This window comes from Paraburkholderia sp. CNPSo 3272, assembly GCF_024206495.1.
GTDB lineage: Bacteria > Pseudomonadota > Gammaproteobacteria > Burkholderiales > Burkholderiaceae > Paraburkholderia.
Window position 1 is genome coordinate 12,116 of the sequence record NZ_JAMBPQ010000006.1, and the last position, 15,755, is coordinate 27,870.

At 63.9% G+C, this 15,755-nt stretch carries 17 protein-coding genes; 9 read left to right on the forward strand and 8 right to left on the reverse strand.

The features are described from left to right. The first annotated feature begins 445 nt into the window (after nt 1–445). Nucleotides 446–1,294: a hypothetical protein gene (locus tag M3I53_RS09505; RefSeq protein WP_254315700.1), complete on the forward strand. Its 849-nt coding sequence runs from the start codon at nt 446–448 to the stop codon at nt 1,292–1,294. A 7-nt stretch (nt 1,295–1,301) separates the two neighbouring features. Here the strand turns inward: M3I53_RS09505 and M3I53_RS09510 are convergent, their stop codons facing one another. Continuing rightward, on the reverse strand, nt 1,302–2,201 hold the full coding sequence (locus M3I53_RS09510) for a DMT family transporter (RefSeq protein ID WP_254315701.1): 900 nt from the start codon (nt 2,199–2,201) through the stop codon (nt 1,302–1,304). Nucleotides 2,202–2,409: 208 nt separating this feature from the next. Here M3I53_RS09510 and M3I53_RS09515 point away from each other — a divergent pair, with 208 nt between their 5' ends. The 5 genes from M3I53_RS09515 to M3I53_RS09535 all read left to right on the forward strand — a co-directional run bounded on the left by M3I53_RS09515 (nt 2,410) and on the right by M3I53_RS09535 (nt 7,335). After that, the gene (locus M3I53_RS09515) at nt 2,410–3,333 is read left to right on the forward strand and encodes an AraC family transcriptional regulator (RefSeq protein WP_254315966.1); all 924 of its coding nucleotides are present in this window, start codon (nt 2,410–2,412) and stop codon (nt 3,331–3,333) included. Between the two features lie 124 nt (nt 3,334–3,457). Continuing rightward, on the forward strand, nt 3,458–3,736 hold the full coding sequence (locus M3I53_RS09520) for a hypothetical protein (RefSeq protein ID WP_254315702.1): 279 nt from the start codon (nt 3,458–3,460) through the stop codon (nt 3,734–3,736). A 99-nt stretch (nt 3,737–3,835) separates the two neighbouring features. Beyond that, nucleotides 3,836–4,312, forward strand: coding sequence for a VOC family protein (locus M3I53_RS09525; RefSeq protein WP_254315703.1), 477 nt, complete (start codon nt 3,836–3,838; stop codon nt 4,310–4,312). Nucleotides 4,313–4,552: 240 nt separating this feature from the next. Next, on the forward strand, nt 4,553–5,668 hold the full coding sequence (locus tag M3I53_RS09530) for an OpgC domain-containing protein (RefSeq protein WP_254315704.1): 1,116 nt from the start codon (nt 4,553–4,555) through the stop codon (nt 5,666–5,668). Then, nucleotides 5,665–7,335, forward strand: a complete 1,671-nt coding sequence (locus tag M3I53_RS09535) for a tannase/feruloyl esterase family alpha/beta hydrolase (protein WP_254315705.1) — start codon at nt 5,665–5,667, stop codon at nt 7,333–7,335. Before M3I53_RS09530 ends, M3I53_RS09535 begins: the two co-directional genes overlap by 4 nt. 9 nt (nt 7,336–7,344) lie before the next feature. Here the strand turns inward: M3I53_RS09535 and M3I53_RS09540 are convergent, their stop codons facing one another. Beyond that, a complete protein-coding gene (locus tag M3I53_RS09540; protein WP_254315706.1) occupies nt 7,345–8,133 on the reverse strand; it encodes a hypothetical protein in 789 nt (262 codons plus the stop codon). A 190-nt stretch (nt 8,134–8,323) separates the two neighbouring features. On the opposite strand from M3I53_RS09540, the gene M3I53_RS09545 reads away from it, so the two are divergent. Continuing rightward, entirely contained in the window at nt 8,324–8,686 is a 363-nt protein-coding gene (locus tag M3I53_RS09545) for a hypothetical protein (RefSeq protein WP_254315707.1), read from the forward strand. Between the two features lie 59 nt (nt 8,687–8,745). On the opposite strand, the gene M3I53_RS09550 is transcribed toward M3I53_RS09545, so the two are convergent. Next, nucleotides 8,746–9,006 (reverse strand): DUF2934 domain-containing protein, encoded by a 261-nt coding sequence (locus M3I53_RS09550; RefSeq protein ID WP_254315708.1) that lies wholly within the window; start codon nt 9,004–9,006, stop codon nt 8,746–8,748. 153 nt (nt 9,007–9,159) lie between these two features. On the opposite strand from M3I53_RS09550, the gene M3I53_RS09555 reads away from it, so the two are divergent. After that, the gene (locus M3I53_RS09555; RefSeq protein ID WP_254315709.1) at nt 9,160–9,534 is read left to right on the forward strand and encodes a VOC family protein; all 375 of its coding nucleotides are present in this window, start codon (nt 9,160–9,162) and stop codon (nt 9,532–9,534) included. A 72-nt stretch (nt 9,535–9,606) separates the two neighbouring features. Here the strand turns inward: M3I53_RS09555 and M3I53_RS09560 are convergent, their stop codons facing one another. Then, the gene (locus M3I53_RS09560) at nt 9,607–10,839 is read right to left on the reverse strand and encodes a phospholipase A (RefSeq protein ID WP_254315967.1); all 1,233 of its coding nucleotides are present in this window, start codon (nt 10,837–10,839) and stop codon (nt 9,607–9,609) included. Nucleotides 10,840–11,172: 333 nt separating this feature from the next. On the opposite strand from M3I53_RS09560, the gene M3I53_RS09565 reads away from it, so the two are divergent. Beyond that, nucleotides 11,173–11,622 carry a Spy/CpxP family protein refolding chaperone gene (locus M3I53_RS09565; RefSeq protein ID WP_254315710.1) on the forward strand — a complete coding sequence of 150 codons (450 nt, stop codon included), beginning with the start codon at nt 11,173–11,175 and terminating at the stop codon, nt 11,620–11,622. Between the two features lie 401 nt (nt 11,623–12,023). Here M3I53_RS09565 and M3I53_RS09570 read toward each other — a convergent pair whose 3' ends face one another. The 4 genes from M3I53_RS09570 to M3I53_RS09585 form a co-directional block, all read right to left on the reverse strand. Beyond that, nucleotides 12,024–14,138, reverse strand: a complete 2,115-nt coding sequence (locus tag M3I53_RS09570) for a phosphocholine-specific phospholipase C (RefSeq protein ID WP_254315711.1) — start codon at nt 14,136–14,138, stop codon at nt 12,024–12,026. 89 nt (nt 14,139–14,227) lie between these two features. Beyond that, nucleotides 14,228–14,671 (reverse strand): hypothetical protein, encoded by a 444-nt coding sequence (locus M3I53_RS09575; protein WP_254315712.1) that lies wholly within the window; start codon nt 14,669–14,671, stop codon nt 14,228–14,230. Nucleotides 14,672–14,834: 163 nt separating this feature from the next. After that, nucleotides 14,835–15,236: a PPC domain-containing DNA-binding protein gene (locus M3I53_RS09580; protein WP_254315713.1), complete on the reverse strand. Its 402-nt coding sequence runs from the start codon at nt 15,234–15,236 to the stop codon at nt 14,835–14,837. A gap of 123 nt (nt 15,237–15,359) precedes the next feature. Then, entirely contained in the window at nt 15,360–15,680 is a 321-nt protein-coding gene (locus tag M3I53_RS09585; protein WP_254315714.1) for a DUF4148 domain-containing protein, read from the reverse strand. Nucleotides 15,681–15,755 lie beyond the last annotated feature (75 nt).

Consider the following 15,755-nt stretch of genomic DNA (forward strand, 5'->3'; position numbering starts at 1 on the left):
ATCCCGTCGTTAGGACCGCGCTCGTCCGGAGCGTGATTTGCGTGTGCAAGCGTGTGCTGCACGCTGAGATGGGCCATCTGCTTTGCATTCGTTCATTCACGGCACGCGCATGCGTTGGCGGTAACCCCCGGAGCGGCCGGCGTGCCGCGTGTTTGCAATCGTATTAAATCCGTTCTTAAAAGGCTATCGGCACCCTTTAGACGAATCTTTAGTGCACACCATTAGTTTATGAACGCTGCATTTACGCAGTCGTAATAAAAACGTAGGGATTTGAAATTAAACCGAATAACTCACCGAAAACCTCAGTGTGCCATCCCACATACTCGCATCCCATATCCCATCACAATCGACGCGGCCGCGTAGGGCGGCGACGCATGATGCCAAACACATAACTGCCCGACTGACGCTTCGAGATGACCGAAAAAACAACGCGCAAGGGGTTCGAATGGAATCGATCACATTTGCTCAGTGCGTGGAGGGCGCATGGCGCGATGGCTGGCGATACCTCTGTCATCGTCCCGCATTTGCGGTTTTGCTATTGCCCTACGCGTGGCTGTCGTCGTTCGCCGTGAACGCCCTGCGGCCCGACCGCACGCCGCCGTTCCGGCTCCTCACCTACGTCCCGCTGGGCGTTTTCACATTGCTGGAGAACTCGCTATTTTCGCTTCTCATCATTCACGCCATACGCTTCGTATTGCTTGACAATGATTCGGCGAACGCACAGCCAATCTCAGGCCCGAGCTATTGGCGATATCTTGGCTGCACCTGGGGACTGGCCATGCTCGCGCCGGTGCTTGCCTGCCTGGTGCTGGCGCTCGTCTGCCTGGCCTTGGCGCTGTATGTCGGGGTGATCATCGCGCTCGACCCCACAGGGAAAGCCGCAATCGTGCAGCATCCGGTCGAGGTGCGCCTCCTGATAATGATCGTCGGCGGAGGTCTCGTGCTGTTTGCCGGAGGCATCAGTTGTTTCGTACTCACGCGACTGAGCCTGCTCCACACGCATGTCGCCATTGGCGGCACGGTCAGGATACGGGAAGTCTGGACCGATACGCGCGGGCATTGCTGGAGCATTTGGCTCATCCAGTTGTGCGTCGGACTGCCAACGCTCGCGGCCTCGGTACTGGTCGCCGCATCCGGGCTCGGGACCCGGCACCCAGGTCTCGCCTCGCTCAACATCCCCAATCTGTTGGGCACCGCACTCGCCACTTTCGGCGCGCTCTATCTTGGCGCGCCGTGTTCCGCCTGGCTGTACCGGCGTTATGGCAACAGCCTGAGAGCGAGCCCGGCGCCCTGAAGCCCGCTCACGCAGCCGGCGCGCGCCGCGCGAACAGGCGCCGCGTGAGGTCGAACGCCACGAGGTTGCCCAAAACGACCAGCAAAAGCCCGATAACGGCAAGCAAGGACCAGCGATAGCCCTCGTACACCGTCGACACTGCCAGCGCCACGATCGGGAACAAGACCGTGCAATACGCCGCGCGCTCGGGCCCGATCCGGCCCACCAGCGTCAGATAGGCCGTAAAGCCGATCACCGAACCTGCCACGACGAGCCACGCCAGCGCGCCGAGGTAGCGCGCATCCATTTCGAGCCTGAACGGCAATCCGGCGACGGCGCTGCCGGCCACGAGCACCGCGGTGCCGATCAGCATGGCCCAGCCGTTCGTGACGAGCGGATTGAGCCCCATCGACTGCATGCGGCTAGACAGCAGATTGCCGGTGGAGAAACACAGCGTGCCGAGAAACGCCACGGCGAGCCCGAGCCACGCGGTCTGATCGCCGATATGGCCGGCCATCTGCTGCAGGAAGAGGCAGACGATCCCCATCAGGCCCAGTACGGCGCCACCCAAGGCGGCGGGCTGCAGCGGCCGGCCCATGAAGATGCGTCCGTTGATCGAATTCAGCAGCGGCGCGGTCGAAAAAACCACGGCGACGAGCCCGCTCGGCACGATGTTCTCGGCATAGTAGAAGCACAGGAAATTGAGGCTGAACAGCGCCAGCCCTTGGGCAGTGAGATACCGCCACGCCGCGCGCGGCGGCCAGATGGGGCGGCGCATCACGCCCAGCAGCGCGAAGACCAGGAGCGCCGCAAGCCCGAAACGCCAGGCGATCGATACGGGCGCGGGCACGACGCCGAGCTGCCATTTGATAGCGATCCAGGTGGTGCCCCAGATCAAGACGGTGAGCACGTAGAGTAAGAGATTCATTGCGGGAAAGGACCTCGAGTCGATGCCCCTACTATGGCGCACGGGGGCGGCGCGGACTTGTCCAGGATTGCGCATTTCTTGCCTGCGCCCGGCCACGGCCAGCAACGGTGGGGGCGCGAGCGTATACTTTGAGAACCCGCTTTGAAAACCTGCTTTGACGACCCGCTTTGTTGACCCCATCACCGCCTTGCAGCCCGCCGCCCCGACCATGAACGCCCAGGTGCCGCTTCCCGCGCCTGCCCTCGCCCTCGCCGAGACGCCCTTTGGCCTGCATTCGGTGTGCCGCACGCTGAGCGCTGCCAATGCGACGCTGGAGCGCTTTGCGTGGCTGGGCGACCAGTTCGCGGCCGCCGTCTGGACGCGCGTCACGCGCGAGGCCGAGACCATCTATGACCGGCCGGGCCATCACACGTTGTCGTGCTATCTCGACGGCGGCTATCGCACTGAGCGGCAGAAACTGCCCGGCGTTTACGGCGCGCCAAGCCGCCTCTGCGCGCTTCCTGGCGACCATGAATCGCGCTGGTGGGTGCGCGGCCACATGCATTTCATGCACCTGTACTTCCTGCCCGAGCACTTCACGCAGCGCGCGGTGCGCGAACTCGACCGGGAGCCGCGCGAACTCACCCTCGCCGACCGCACGTATTTCGAAGACGAACGCATTGCCGTGCTCTGCCAGGCGCTGGCCAACGAAAACTGGTCCGATCCAGACGGCCTTTTGCGCAGCAACGAAACGGCGCACGAAGTGCTGAGCCTGCTGCTGCGCAGCCAGGGCGTGCGGCGCGCGGGTGCGGCCCTCAAAGGCGGTCTCGCCGTATCGACACGGCGGCGTCTGCGCGACTATGTCGACGCCCACCTTGGCGAAACACTGACGCTCGGCGCACTGGCCGATGTCGCGTGCCTTTCCGAATACCACCTCGCGCGCATGTTTCGCGCCTCGTTCGGGCTGCCGCCGCATGCGTGGATTGCGGCCCAGCGTCTGGAGCGGGCCCGTCTCCTGTTGCGCACGACCGCCCTGCCGCTCGCGCAGATCGCGGCAGCGTGCGGGTACGCGAACGCGAGTCACTTCAGCCATCGCTTTCGCGACGCGTTCGGCGCCGCGCCGAATGTCTATCGTCAAGCATTCCTGAAGTAGTTGTAGTTCCCACGACCCCGCCGTGCGTGGCTCCATGTTTTGATGCGCGGCTGGGTCTTGCCGCGGCTGCCGGGCCTGCCTATCGTGACGTCATGCCCTCGACGTTCATCGAAAAGAGCCCGCCATGTTCCGAATCATCGTCGAACAGACTTCGCGTTTTAGCGCCGTTTTCCCCTTGTCGCCCGCTTTGCGCACAACGTTGCGCGGCCGCGCCATTCTGGTTGCGGCAGTCATGGCATTCACGCTTGCGCTCATGTTCGCGCCATACAGCACCCGCGCCAATCTTGCGCTGTGTATTCAATCGCAGTCCGAATCACATCAGGATCGCGGCAAGCTGGATTCGCACGGCGCCCGGTCGACCCAGTCCGCCCAGTCCCTCGCGATCGAGCGCTGCATCGACTAGCCGCGATGCTTCGCCAGCAAAAATCCCCCATACAGCCGAGGCTTTGTCACAATGTGCGCTACGCGCCGGCAATGAGGCGCCTTGTCAAAGGAGAGCGTGATGGCGGAGCTTGTGACTTGCCTGTGGTTCGATGGAGGGAGAGCACGCGAAGCGGCCGAGTTCTATGCCGCGACGTTTCCGGACAGCCATGTCGGGGCTGGCCATGTTTCCCCGATACCTGGCATCGGCGCGGGGGCGGAACTGGTGGTCGAATTCACGGTGCTCGGCCGGCGCTTCGTGGGCCTGAACGGCGGCCCCAACTTCCAGGCGAACCAGGCCGTGAGCTTCATGGTCGAGACGCACAGCCAGGAAGAGACCGACCGATACTGGAACGCCATCGTCGGCAACGGCGGCGAGGAATCGGATTGCGGCTGGTGCAAGGATCGCTGGGGTTTTTCGTGGCAGATCACACCGAAGCGCCTGCTCGAATGCGTCTTCGGCGCGGATCGCGAAGCCGGCAAGCGCGCGATGGAAGCGATGATGACGATGCGCAAGATCGACATCACCACAATCGAGCGCGCCGCTGCAGCGAAGTAGGCGGCACCCCACCGGACACCGCAGTCGTCCCCTGGCTGGCATGCAGATGGCGCCAACATGGCGTGAGCGTCATATCCGGCGCATAGCGCGCCAACCATGCTGCGCGCAGGGAACGATACCTGCGAGATGCTCTCGTACGCACAAGGGCGGCGCCACGATACGTGAGAGCCGCCGCCCTGCCATTCATCGAGCGGTCGACGCCAGCCTGAGCGGCGCCGCCGCGATGCTTGCGAGGGCACCATGGAGTCTCGCCAGGGGCGTTCGATCGAAGTCGACTTTTTCCGCGGCATCGTGCTGATCGTGATCGTGCTCGATCACATTCCGGGGAGCGCCTTGTCGCAGCTGACGTTGCACGCTTACGCGCTGTGCGACTCCGCCGAAGTGTTCGTGTTTCTCGGCGGCTACGCGTCGGCCGCGGCGTTTATGGCCGTGCGTGCGCATCGTGGCATGAGCGCTGCGCAAGGGCGCTTCCTGCGCCGCAGCTGGGAGATCTACCGCGCCTATCTGCTGACGGCCCTCCTCACGCTGCTCTCGGGTGCGGTGCTCGCGCTCCTGCACCTGAATCCCGCTGCCACCGACCTGAGCGGCTGGGCGTCGTTTGCCACGCATCCGCTGCGCGAGACCTTCCACGTCGTCTTGCTCGCCCGTCAACCGTATCTGTCGAGCGTGCTGCCGATGTATGTCATATTTGCGCTGTGCGTGCCCGCGGCCGTGCCTTTCGCCCGCCGCGCGCCGCTCGCCGCCCTGATCTGCAGCCTGCTTCTCTGGGCCTTCGCGCCGCTACTGGCTGCGCTCATCGGGGCGCGCACGTTCGCGAACTGGCCGTTCAACCCGTTCGCGTGGCAGTTGATGTTCGTATTCGGCATGCTCTGCCGGCTGCACCCGCTTGCGCCAGGGTTCAAGACCTCGGAAACCGCGCGCTGGCTGGTACGATGCGCGTTCGCCGCGGTGGCGCTGTTCGCGGCCGTTAAATGGTTCGTCCTGACTCAACCCATGCCTGGGGCAATGAAACAGCATCTGGCCTTCGCGCGCGTCGTCAACTTCATCGGCATTGCCATGGTTGCGGCGTATTTCGTCCATCGCGGCACGATCGCGCGGATCGCCGCGCGTCTGCCCGCCGTCGTGATCGTGGGCCGCACGGGGCTCGTGTGTTTCGTCGGCGGCACGCTGATCTCGGTGATCGTCGACACGGCCACGCCACACGCGCTGCACGGCGCGGCGGCGTTCGCGGCGGCGCTAGCCGGCGACATCGTCGCGATCGGCGCGACGCTCATGCTCGCCAAAGCCTGGCGCGGCACGCTCGGGCGCCAAAAGGAGAAGGCCCGCGCGAGCGTCAACGGAGCCGGCTGCGGATGATACGGCGGGGCAAGCGCTCAATCGGATCCCTCAAGGCGATCGCCATCGCCACGCTCACGCTCATCGCTAGCGGTCCCGCTTTCGCCAAGCACACGCCTTCGCTGCCACTGCATTGCACCGACCTTGCCGGTGCGCTGCTGCCGCCCGCGAGCATCGGCCTGCCGACCAACGGTGCGCTCGTGCAGAGCGCGGCGATGATTTCCGCGACCGCCACAGGCAATCTCAACGGCGACTTCTGCCGCTTGACGGGCGTGATCCGCGCCCAAAGCGCGGGGACGCCGGATATCCGCTTCGAAGTGAACCTGCCGAGCCGCTGGAACGGCCGCGCGCTGCAATTCGGCGGTGGGGGGTACAGCGGCGTCGTGGTGACGGGAACCGGCCCGATGCCCTTTTCGCCCGACCGCGCGCCGCTCGCGCGCGGCTATGCGACCTTCGGCGACGACTCCGGCCACAACGGCACGTCGTCGGAGGCCAACTTCGGACTGCTTGAAGAAGCCGTGACCAATTTCGGCTACGCGCATCTGAAAAAAGCGCATGACGTCGCGCTCACACTGATCACGCTCGGCTACGGGCGGCCGCCGGAGCACATGTATTTCGCAGGCGGCTCGACGGGCGGCCGCGAAGGCTACACCGTGATCCAGCGCTATCCCGACGACTACGACGGCGTGATAGCGAATTCGCCCGCGCTGAACTTCTCGGGTGTGCGGCTGACAGGCGTCGTGGTGGGCCAGCACGAATACCGCAGGCCCGGCGGCTATCTGTCGCCGGAGTTGCTGGAGCACGTGTACGAGCGCGTGATGCAGGTGTGCGACACGCTCGACGGCGCGGCGGACGGCCTCATCAGCGACGTCGAAGCCTGCCGCGCGAAAGAACCGGAGATCATCGACTCGCTGCGTTGCTCCTCACAGGACCAGACGGATCGCCAGCACGCCCCCGACGACTGCCTCACGCCACCGCAACTCGCGACGCTGGAAAGCCTGCGCGACGGCCTGCGCCTGCCCTACGCGCTCGCCTGGAATGCCGATACCTATCGCGGCTACAACGTCTTCCAGGGCACGCGCTTCACGAGCATGCTGGGCCTCGCGCATTCGCCGCAGCGGCTGACTCAACCGAGGTTCGTCACTAACGGCTACCTGTACGCGCAGGGCGATGCCTACCTCAAATACTTCATCACGCACGACTCGACTTTCGATTCGACGACCTTCGACGTGATGCATCCCGGCCGTTACCGCGAGCGGCTTTTTACGCTGTCGACGACGATTGGCGCGATGAATCCGGACGTATCGCGCTACATGGCGCGAGGCGGCAAGCTCATCACCTTGCAAGGGCTCGCCGACGAAGTCATCAGCCCGAACCAGACCATCGCCTATTACCAGGGGCTGGTAGGGCGCTACGGCGAAGAGCGCGTGGACAGCTTCATGCGGCTCTACATGGTGCCGGGGTACCAGCACGGCAACGGCGTCTTCATTCCGTCCGTCGATCTGCTAGGCGCACTCGACGACTGGGTCACGCACGACAGCGCGCCCGAAACGCTGTTCGCGACCGACATTGCCCAGGCCACGAACGGCCGCACGCGGCCGCTGTGCCGCTACCCGGCGTTTCCGCGCTATCTCGGCAACGGCAATCTGAACCGCGCGACCAGTTTCACATGCGTGATGCCGCAATGACCATGCGCACTACGCGCTGTGCGCCCTGCGAGCGGCACGCTGAGGCAGCACCACGATGCAGCCGACGATAAAGATCACCAGCAACGCCGATGCATAAAAGCGGCTGAAGTGCAGGCCACCGTCGGCGACGGGCTTGTCGAGCAGATCGCCCAGCGTCGCGCCGAGCGGACGCGTGAGCACGAACGCGAACCAGAATAGCGCCGTGCGGGAGACGCGCGGCCACAACCACAGCAGCGCCACGACAACGAGGCCCGCGCCAAAGATCGCCGCGCCGTACTCGTAGCCCAAGCCGAGACCGCCGCGGTCTTCGCCGGACACCCAGTCGCCGAGCGCGGTGCCTAGCGTTTGCGAAAACAGGATCGTAATCCAGTAAAACCACTCGACGCGTGGCGTCGCGACGCTCTCGATCGAAACCGTGCCTTCTGCGCGGTACCAGATCGCGAGACTGGCCACGAGCAACAGGAGAATGATCGATACGCCGCCGGGATAACCTACGCCGAGCGAGCGGTCGCAAAAGTCGGCGAGCGTCGTGCCGAGCGTGGTCGTGGCGACGATCGTCGCCCAATATAGCCACGGGTAGAAGCGCTGCGCGCGGATCTGCGCCGCAACCAGCACGACGAAGCATGCGAGGAAAATGAGCGAGCCGACCAGATAGCCCAGATTCAGCGACATCGTCACCCAGTCACCGCCGGTTTCGCCGAGCGTGGTGCAAGCAATCTTGATGACCCAGAAGCCGAGCGTTACGGCGGGGACCTTGCTGACCGCATCTTCGATGAGATTTCGTGTGGTGGTGGACATGAATACTCCTTGCGCCGCATGACCGGCGTAACGGAACAGCGTGGGACTATATGCCGTTGTTGCTTAACTAAACCTTAACCGCGACCGAATATGCGCTAAATGCGCATCGTTGCCTGCGCATAAGCAAACTCTAAGGTTGGCTGCGTAGTCTGGGCACATGCGCCGTAGTGATTAGACTGCGCAAGATTGAATGAGCGTCTGCAAAAACGATTTTGCAATTCGCGCATTTTTTAGTCATCCGAATCAAATTTACTACCTGGAGTCTTCCATCATGAAACTTCTACTTGCTACTGCTATTGCCTCGCTCGGCGTCGTATTGTCCCCCGTCGTCTTCGCACAGGACACTGAACCCGCGGCACAAATGAGGCAGATGCAGCAGGCGCAGCAGATGCAGCAACCGGCAAACCCGCAGCACGTCGGCACGCAACGCGCTGACGACTCCGGCTATGGAATGGAAAGCTCGGGCACCTCGAATGCCTCCGTTGCGCAAACGTCGCGCCACGACGCACTCATGTCACACGAGCGCCGCAACGACCTGTTCGCGCATCATTGATGTGCGAACAGGTCGCGCGCTGGCATGACTATGGCTTGAAGCGCGGCACATCCGTGACTTCACCCGCCGCCGCGCCGCTTGTCGCGCGCCAGTTCGTTCGGCGGCATGGCGTCGGGTTCCTGCATGGGTTCACCGGCAAGCCGGCGCTTGCCGGCCTGATCGCTGGGGATATTCGACGCTTCTCCTTCTGCGTCGTATTCGGCGGCAACCTGCTTTTCGGCGCGGCTCCAGTATTCGTCCGCCCGACCTTCGGGCGCGCCGTCGTCTTCCCAGAGTTGATAAGCGCGTCGCCGGACGCGCTCTTCTCGTTGGTCATTCATGGTCAGTCCTCCGATCTGCGCGCGTAAGCGACGCGGCAACCGGCTAGCCGCAGTTGCGGATGGCGCACTACATGTGCAACGAGCAAACACGGTGCCCGGGGCGTGCGTCATACTCACGCCACCCGAACCCAACTCTGTTAAAGAAGATCGCTCATGACCGACACGAACACGCTAGGTCCCTTCGCTTTCGTCCTTGCCGTCCAGGACCTCGAACGCAACGCGGCATACTTTCGCGACGTGCTCGGCTTTCGGGTAGATTGGGCCGATTCGACCGACTGGCGAATCGTCGAGAGGGGCGGCGTACGGATCATGCTGGGCCATTGCCCCGATGCGTTGTCCCCGGCGGCGACGGGGGATCACAGCTACTTCGGCTATCTGGAAGTCGATGTTCAAGCGTTTCACAATGAAATCGCGCAAAGAGGCGCAATTGTCCTGCAACCTCCGGTCGATCGCCCGTACGGCATGCGCGAATGCACCGTCGCCACACCCGATGGCCACCGGTTCGTAGTCGGTCAAAGCATTACGTGACCCACGCTTGGTGTCTCTCTACGTTACCCGCCGGACGAATGACGTTTCCCAACATCCGCACCCCAAAGTCAGCTAGCGTGACACGGCAAAACCGATGCGCGCAGCCCAGCGGTGCTGGTTGTAATCGAGAAGATCTTCGGCGTAGCCGTTGAAGTAGTTGAGGAACAGATACCCGCCCCATGCATTGCCGAATAGCTTGGCAAGCGGGTATGTAAATTGCACATCGACGCTTCCATAGGTCGATCTCGTGCCCTTTCTCAGGGTCGTCGCGAGTTGCCAGCCGTCGGGGCTGCCATATTTGAACAGCAGATCGACATAGCCGCGATAGTGGGCAATATCCCCATTCGACTCCTGGATGTGCTCATACGCGTAGATTTTCGGCTCGATGGTCAGGTGGTTCGCGTTGAGGTCGCCGAAATCCCAGATCGGCTTCACGTACACGATGTCGACGCCGCGTGAACCCGGACCGGGGGTCCCGTTCGACTCGTGCTCGTAGCCGGTCTCGATACCCATCCGGGTGAACCAGTTGGACCTCCAACCGGTGTCCTCGAGGTAGTAGAAAAGCGCGGGCATGTAGCTCGTATCGTGGAACGGCGACTCGTCCCCGCGGACATCCCAAAGCGAAGTCTGCGTATAAGCAAAATAGAGGTTGTCGAGGAAACCGCGTGAACGCGGATCGTCCGGCAATATGAAGCGGAACTTGATACTGATCTGGAATCTTGCGAGATCCGCGTCGCTCGATGACCAGCCGTCCGCGAAATAATTTGGCTGGTAGAACGAAAGACGGCCCGCGAGGAAAGTGCCAATATCGGGCACCAGCGAATTCGAGGGCTTTACGGCGGAAGGCGGCATTTGCGCCGCAAGTGAAGCATTGCCCGCCATCGGTCCTTCGGCTGGCGCCGGGGCGACCGGTTCCGATGCGGACGCAACCGTTGCCGCAGGCACCAAAGGCGCAGAGGCAGGAGCCGCGGCGTTCGCCGTTGCCGAAGCCGGCATGCGCGTGAGCAGGACCACGGAAGGCGAAACGTCCACGCCCGGCACATCCACTCTCAAAGCGCCGCGCGCCCACTTGGGCCATGGCGCGCTATAGCTCACTGCCTTCATCTCTCCCGCGGCGAGCCGCAAATGCTCGGGTGCGCCTGGTTCGCGCGCGAGCAGCACGGCCTTCGGCAACGCCTCACCGTTGGTCAGCGTGATACTCAAGTCGCGCGGCACATCGATCGAACTGCCGGTCGGCGCATCGCCGGAATACACGATCGTCACGACGAGCGGTTCGTCGGATCTCGCCTCGCGCGGCGGGCGCATGATGGACACGGCCGCGCGGCTCGCAGGCACATAGCCCGCCAAAGTCGCCACGGCCAGGGTGGCGCACGCCAGTTTGCCCCAAGCCAACCGGGCGACGGGAGCGGCGCACAAACAAGATGCCCTCTGAAATGCCAATCGAATCGCCACGTTGCCTCCGTGTATCGTCAGAATGACTCGCGGCCGGGCAAGCCCAAACCGATTTTCTGCGTGAGTGAAGCGTGGTGCATTCGGGAATCGTGCCCTATTCCCTGTTATTCGCTGTTACATAGAGGATGCCGAAATTGCTTGCCGCCGCTGCTATGATCAAAACGGTTCGTTCCGACTTGCCGGCCATTGCCGGCGAACGCTTTTTCGCGAGGGCTGACAATGAAACCTGTCCTGCTTGCGCTAGCCCTGCTCGGCACTTCCACCTGCTGGGCGCAGGCCAGCGCTCCGACTGCGTCGTCGCATCAGCATCGCGTTGAAACCGTCGACGACCGCGTCAAAGAATTGCATGCCGAACTGAAGATTACTCCCGCCGAAGAGGATCAGTGGGCGAAAGTGGCCGACGTCATGCGCAATAACGCCAAAACCGTGGACGATTTGATCCAGCAGCGGCACGACAAGGCGCAGCAGCAAACCGCGGTGGAGAACCTTCAATCGTGGAACGAGATCGCGCAGGCGAATGCCGACGGCAGCAAGGCGATGCTCGATGCCTTCTCGGCTCTATATGCGACCATGCCCGACTCGCAGAAGAAGCTTGCGGACGCCGCTTTCCGGCCCACTGAAGCGCACACGAAATAACCAGCCGCGAGCGTCGGCAACGCGCGCTCGCGACGGAGGATCGGCGATGAAACTCCGTGTGTTGAAGTTTGCATTCCTTTGTATCGCGACGACGCTGTGCGCGATGCAAACCGCACAGGCGCGCGTGAACGTCAATGTCGGCGTGGGCATCGGGATTCCTGGGGCGTTCTACGCGCCGCCGCCGCCCGTATTCTTCATGCATCCCGCCGCGCCGATGTGGCCGCCTCCCGTTGTGTATTCGCGGCACGGCTTTTCTCCGTGGCACCGCCCTCCGCATTTCATGGGTCCGCGACACGTCCGGCATCCCGGCTGGGGACCACCGCCGCCACGCTGGCGGTAGCGCGGCAAACAAAAAAGCCACGGCTCGCGAAAGCCGTGGCTCACCTCACGCCTCAGCGGTATCAGGCGCCGAGTGCGGGATCGCTATAGCTCGGGCGGCCGGTCTCGACGTGGCCCGCGACGCGGCGCACGAACGTCGTGTCGCTATCGACCGTGATCGTCAGGTCGTACCAGCCGTGCGCGTTGCGCAGGTCGAGATAAAGCTGCTCGGTGTCGCCGCCGGGCACGGTACGCTGGATCTTCGTGCCCGGGTCATACGCGTTGACGATTGTGAACTGGCAACGCGCGCCGCCCTTGTTCTCGAGGCGCAGTTGCAGGTTGCCGTTCGCCACGTCGTAGCCCTCGGCCACTTCGGGGCGCGCCGTTTCGTTGCCCCCGAACCAGCCCGTCTTGACCTGCGTGCCCGCGAAACGGCGCAGAAACCCGTTCGGCCCATGCACGCTGAAGTCGTATGCGCCGCTGGCGCCAATCGCGAACTTGTCCTGCAGATGCTTGCCGGCTTCGACCGTATAGGTGCGCGGCGCATCGGTGCTGCCCGCCGTGTAGACGAGGAACACGGCGCCGGCGCGGCCCGAATTGACGAAGCGCGTGGTGACGTCGCCCGAACTGGCGTTCGAATCGAAGCGCACGAACAGCTCGTACGGCAACGCGCGCGCGTTGCGCACGCCCGCTTCCTGCTTCGGCACGCTGCCCACGACCGGCGGCACCGGCACATAGTCGGGGTGACGGAGCTTGTCGGGCGGCGCATAGCCCGTCGTGGAAGGCAGCGCGGGAATCGCCGCGTTAGGCGTGGCGAAGTTGAATGCCGACGTGAGGTCGCCGCACACGGCACGGCGCCACGGCGTGATGTTCGGCTCACGCAGGTCGTGATGCAGACCGAAGCGCTTTTCGATGAAGCGGATCACGGAAGTATGGTCGAACGTCTCCGAGCACACCCAGCCGCCGCGCGACCACGGCGAAACCACGAGCATCGGCACGCGAGGTCCGAGGCCATACGGGCCCGCTGCATACTTGCTGCTGCCCGGGAAGATCTCGTTCGTCGTGTCCACGGTCGAGAGGCCGTTCGCGCTCGAAGCCGGCGGGAACGGAGGCGCCAGGTGATCGAAGAAGCCGTCGTTCTCGTCGTAGTTCACGAGCAGCACGGTCTTGCTCCAGAGATCCGGGTTCGACGTGAGGATCTGCAGCACCTGGTCGACGTACCACGCTCCATAGTTCGCGGGCCAGTTCGGATGCTCAGAGTACGCTTCGGGCGCAACGATCCACGAGACCTGCGGCAGCGCGTTGTTCGCCACGTCCTGCTTGAGCACATCGAAATAGCCGCCGCCCGCCAGCACGTTCGTGCCCGTGCGTGCGCGGTCATACAGCGGATTGCCGGGCTGCGCGTTCTGGTATTGATGGAAATACAGGAGCGAGTTGTCGCCGTAATTGCCGATGTACGGGTTGTCGCCCGTCCAGCCCCACGAGCCCTTGGCATCGAGGCCTTCGCCCGCGTCCTGATAGATCTTCCACGTGATGCCCGCGCTCTGCAGGACTTCGGGATACGTGGACCAGCCATAGCCCGCTTCCGCATTGTCGATCACCGGGCCGCCGCCGCTGCCGTCGTTGCCCACCCAGCCCGTCCACATGTAGTAGCGGTTCGGGTCCGTCGCGGTCATCGTCGAGCAGTGGTACGCGTCGCAAATCGTGAACGCATCGGCGAGCTGGTAGTGAAACGGAATGTCGTCGCGCGTGAGGTAGGCCATCGTGGTCGTGCCCTTGGCGGGCACCCACTGGTCGTAGCGGCCGCCGTTCCAGGCGGCGTGCGTCGTGGTCCAGTCGTGCGGCAGATCCTGGATGAACTGCAGGCCCAGGTTGGACGCCGTCGGATGGAACGGCAGCACTTCGCCCACGCCGGCCGCGAGCGGCTGGTTCCACACGGGCTTGCCGGTGGGCAGCGTGATCGTGCGCGTGTCGCCGAAGCCGCGCACGCCGCGCAGCGTGCCGAAGTAGTGGTCGAATGAGCGGTTCTCCTGCATGAGGATGACGATGTGCTCGACATCGCGGATGCTCCCCGTGCGATTGTTCGCGGGAATCGCGAGCGCATTGCGGATGCCCTGCGGCAGCATCGTCAGGGCGGTGGCCGAACCGGCGCTCATCGCGGCGGTGCGGAGAAAGTCACGGCGGCTTCTCGATGTCATCTTGTGGTTTCCATCTTCAGGTTGAGAAAGGCACGCACGGCACGCCGCCTTGACGGGCGGCAGGCGGCAAGGCCGCGCGGCCGGGTACGTCAATCAGCGGTGTGGATGACGGGTGTGACAAGCGGTTCGATCTGTGCGGCTTGTGTGTCTTGCGCGCTCCCGCCGGCAGGTGGCTTCGCCGGCGAGCGCACGGCGTTCGCGGGCAAGGCGACGCCGGCGTTTGCCATGCTGTTCGCACTATCTGGGAGATTCGATGCGCCCGCATCTGACGCCAGCGTGAATGCGTTCGCGAGCGGCGTGCGCTGTGGATTGCTGCCCGGCTGCGCTTGCGCGAGTTCGCGTGCCGCGTTCGTGGTGAGCGCGGCGCGCGCGTCGCTATCGCGTGCGCTGCATGCGCCAAGCGTACACAGCGCGGCTGCGCATGCAAACAGCATGGCGGGCGCACGCATCGTCGCGAATGCAGCGGGCAGGCTCAAACGTCTGCGCAACGCGCCTTGCCATGGCAAGCGCGCCGGCGCGGATTCGACCGTCATCGAAGTCTCCGTCCAGATAGAGGCACAACAACGGCTCGAGGAGCGGCCCGAGCGGGGCCTCGCGCGCAGCACAGACAGCGGCGAGGCAACGCCGAAGCATAACGATGCCGCTTTTAAATTTTGTGACGGTGCGTGCTTCCGCTCGAAGCGCGGCGCAGGCGGATCAGCCTGGCGCGTTGCGGATCTGCAGTTCCGCGTATCCGGTCGAGGAATCGAGTTCGCGTGAGAAACGATGGCCGGGCAGCAGCACCAGCAACAGTTCTGCCGTAGTGCGCACAGTGCAGCCGCGCGCGACGTGGCCGCCCAACACGCGGCCTTGCGCGTCGGACACGGACATGTGCAAATGGGCGCCATCGGGCGACACCGAGCCCGCGAGCGTAAGAATTTCCAGGTCGCCGCGCAATTCGGTCGGCGTTTCGGCGCCCGCGAAGCGCAACTGGGCGACGCTCAGGCTGCCGATGCCCTGCATGACGAACGCCGCATGCGAGGCTTGCTGGCCCAGCAAGCTTTCGACTGCGACGCGCAGATCGTCGCCAGGAGACAGCCGTACCGGATGGATTTGCATGCTGGCCTCGGGGTCGTCGTATCCGGGACAGATTAGGCCGGGACGAAGCATGAGGCAAGTCGCGACATGGGCAGCGGCCCGCTCGAAGCGGGCCGCTCTTGCATTCGCATCTTCAGTCACCCATCACCGATGCGCGTAGAGCGAACCGAAGCCAGGAATGTCGTGAGGCGCCGAAGCCGTGGGCGCGCCCGCTGCTGACGAACCATTCGCCACGCCGCCGAACGCCGATGCCGCCGCGGCATTCTGCGCACTCACCTTCGCTTCGGCGGCCTCGATGTGCTGCGGATAGTCGTTGTAGTCGGCCGCAGGGTTGTAGCCGGCTTGCTGAAGCTGCACCAGTTCGGCGCGGACCTGGGCACGCGTGATCGGCTCGGCCGACTGCGCGAAAGAGACGACGGGAACGGCGACGACAGCGGCAACGATCAGCGACTTGATGAGTTTCATGGTATCCACCTGTAAGCAATGAGTTATGTCGGACCACGATTGCGTGGCTCGTGCATCCAGTCTTTTCGATGTCTG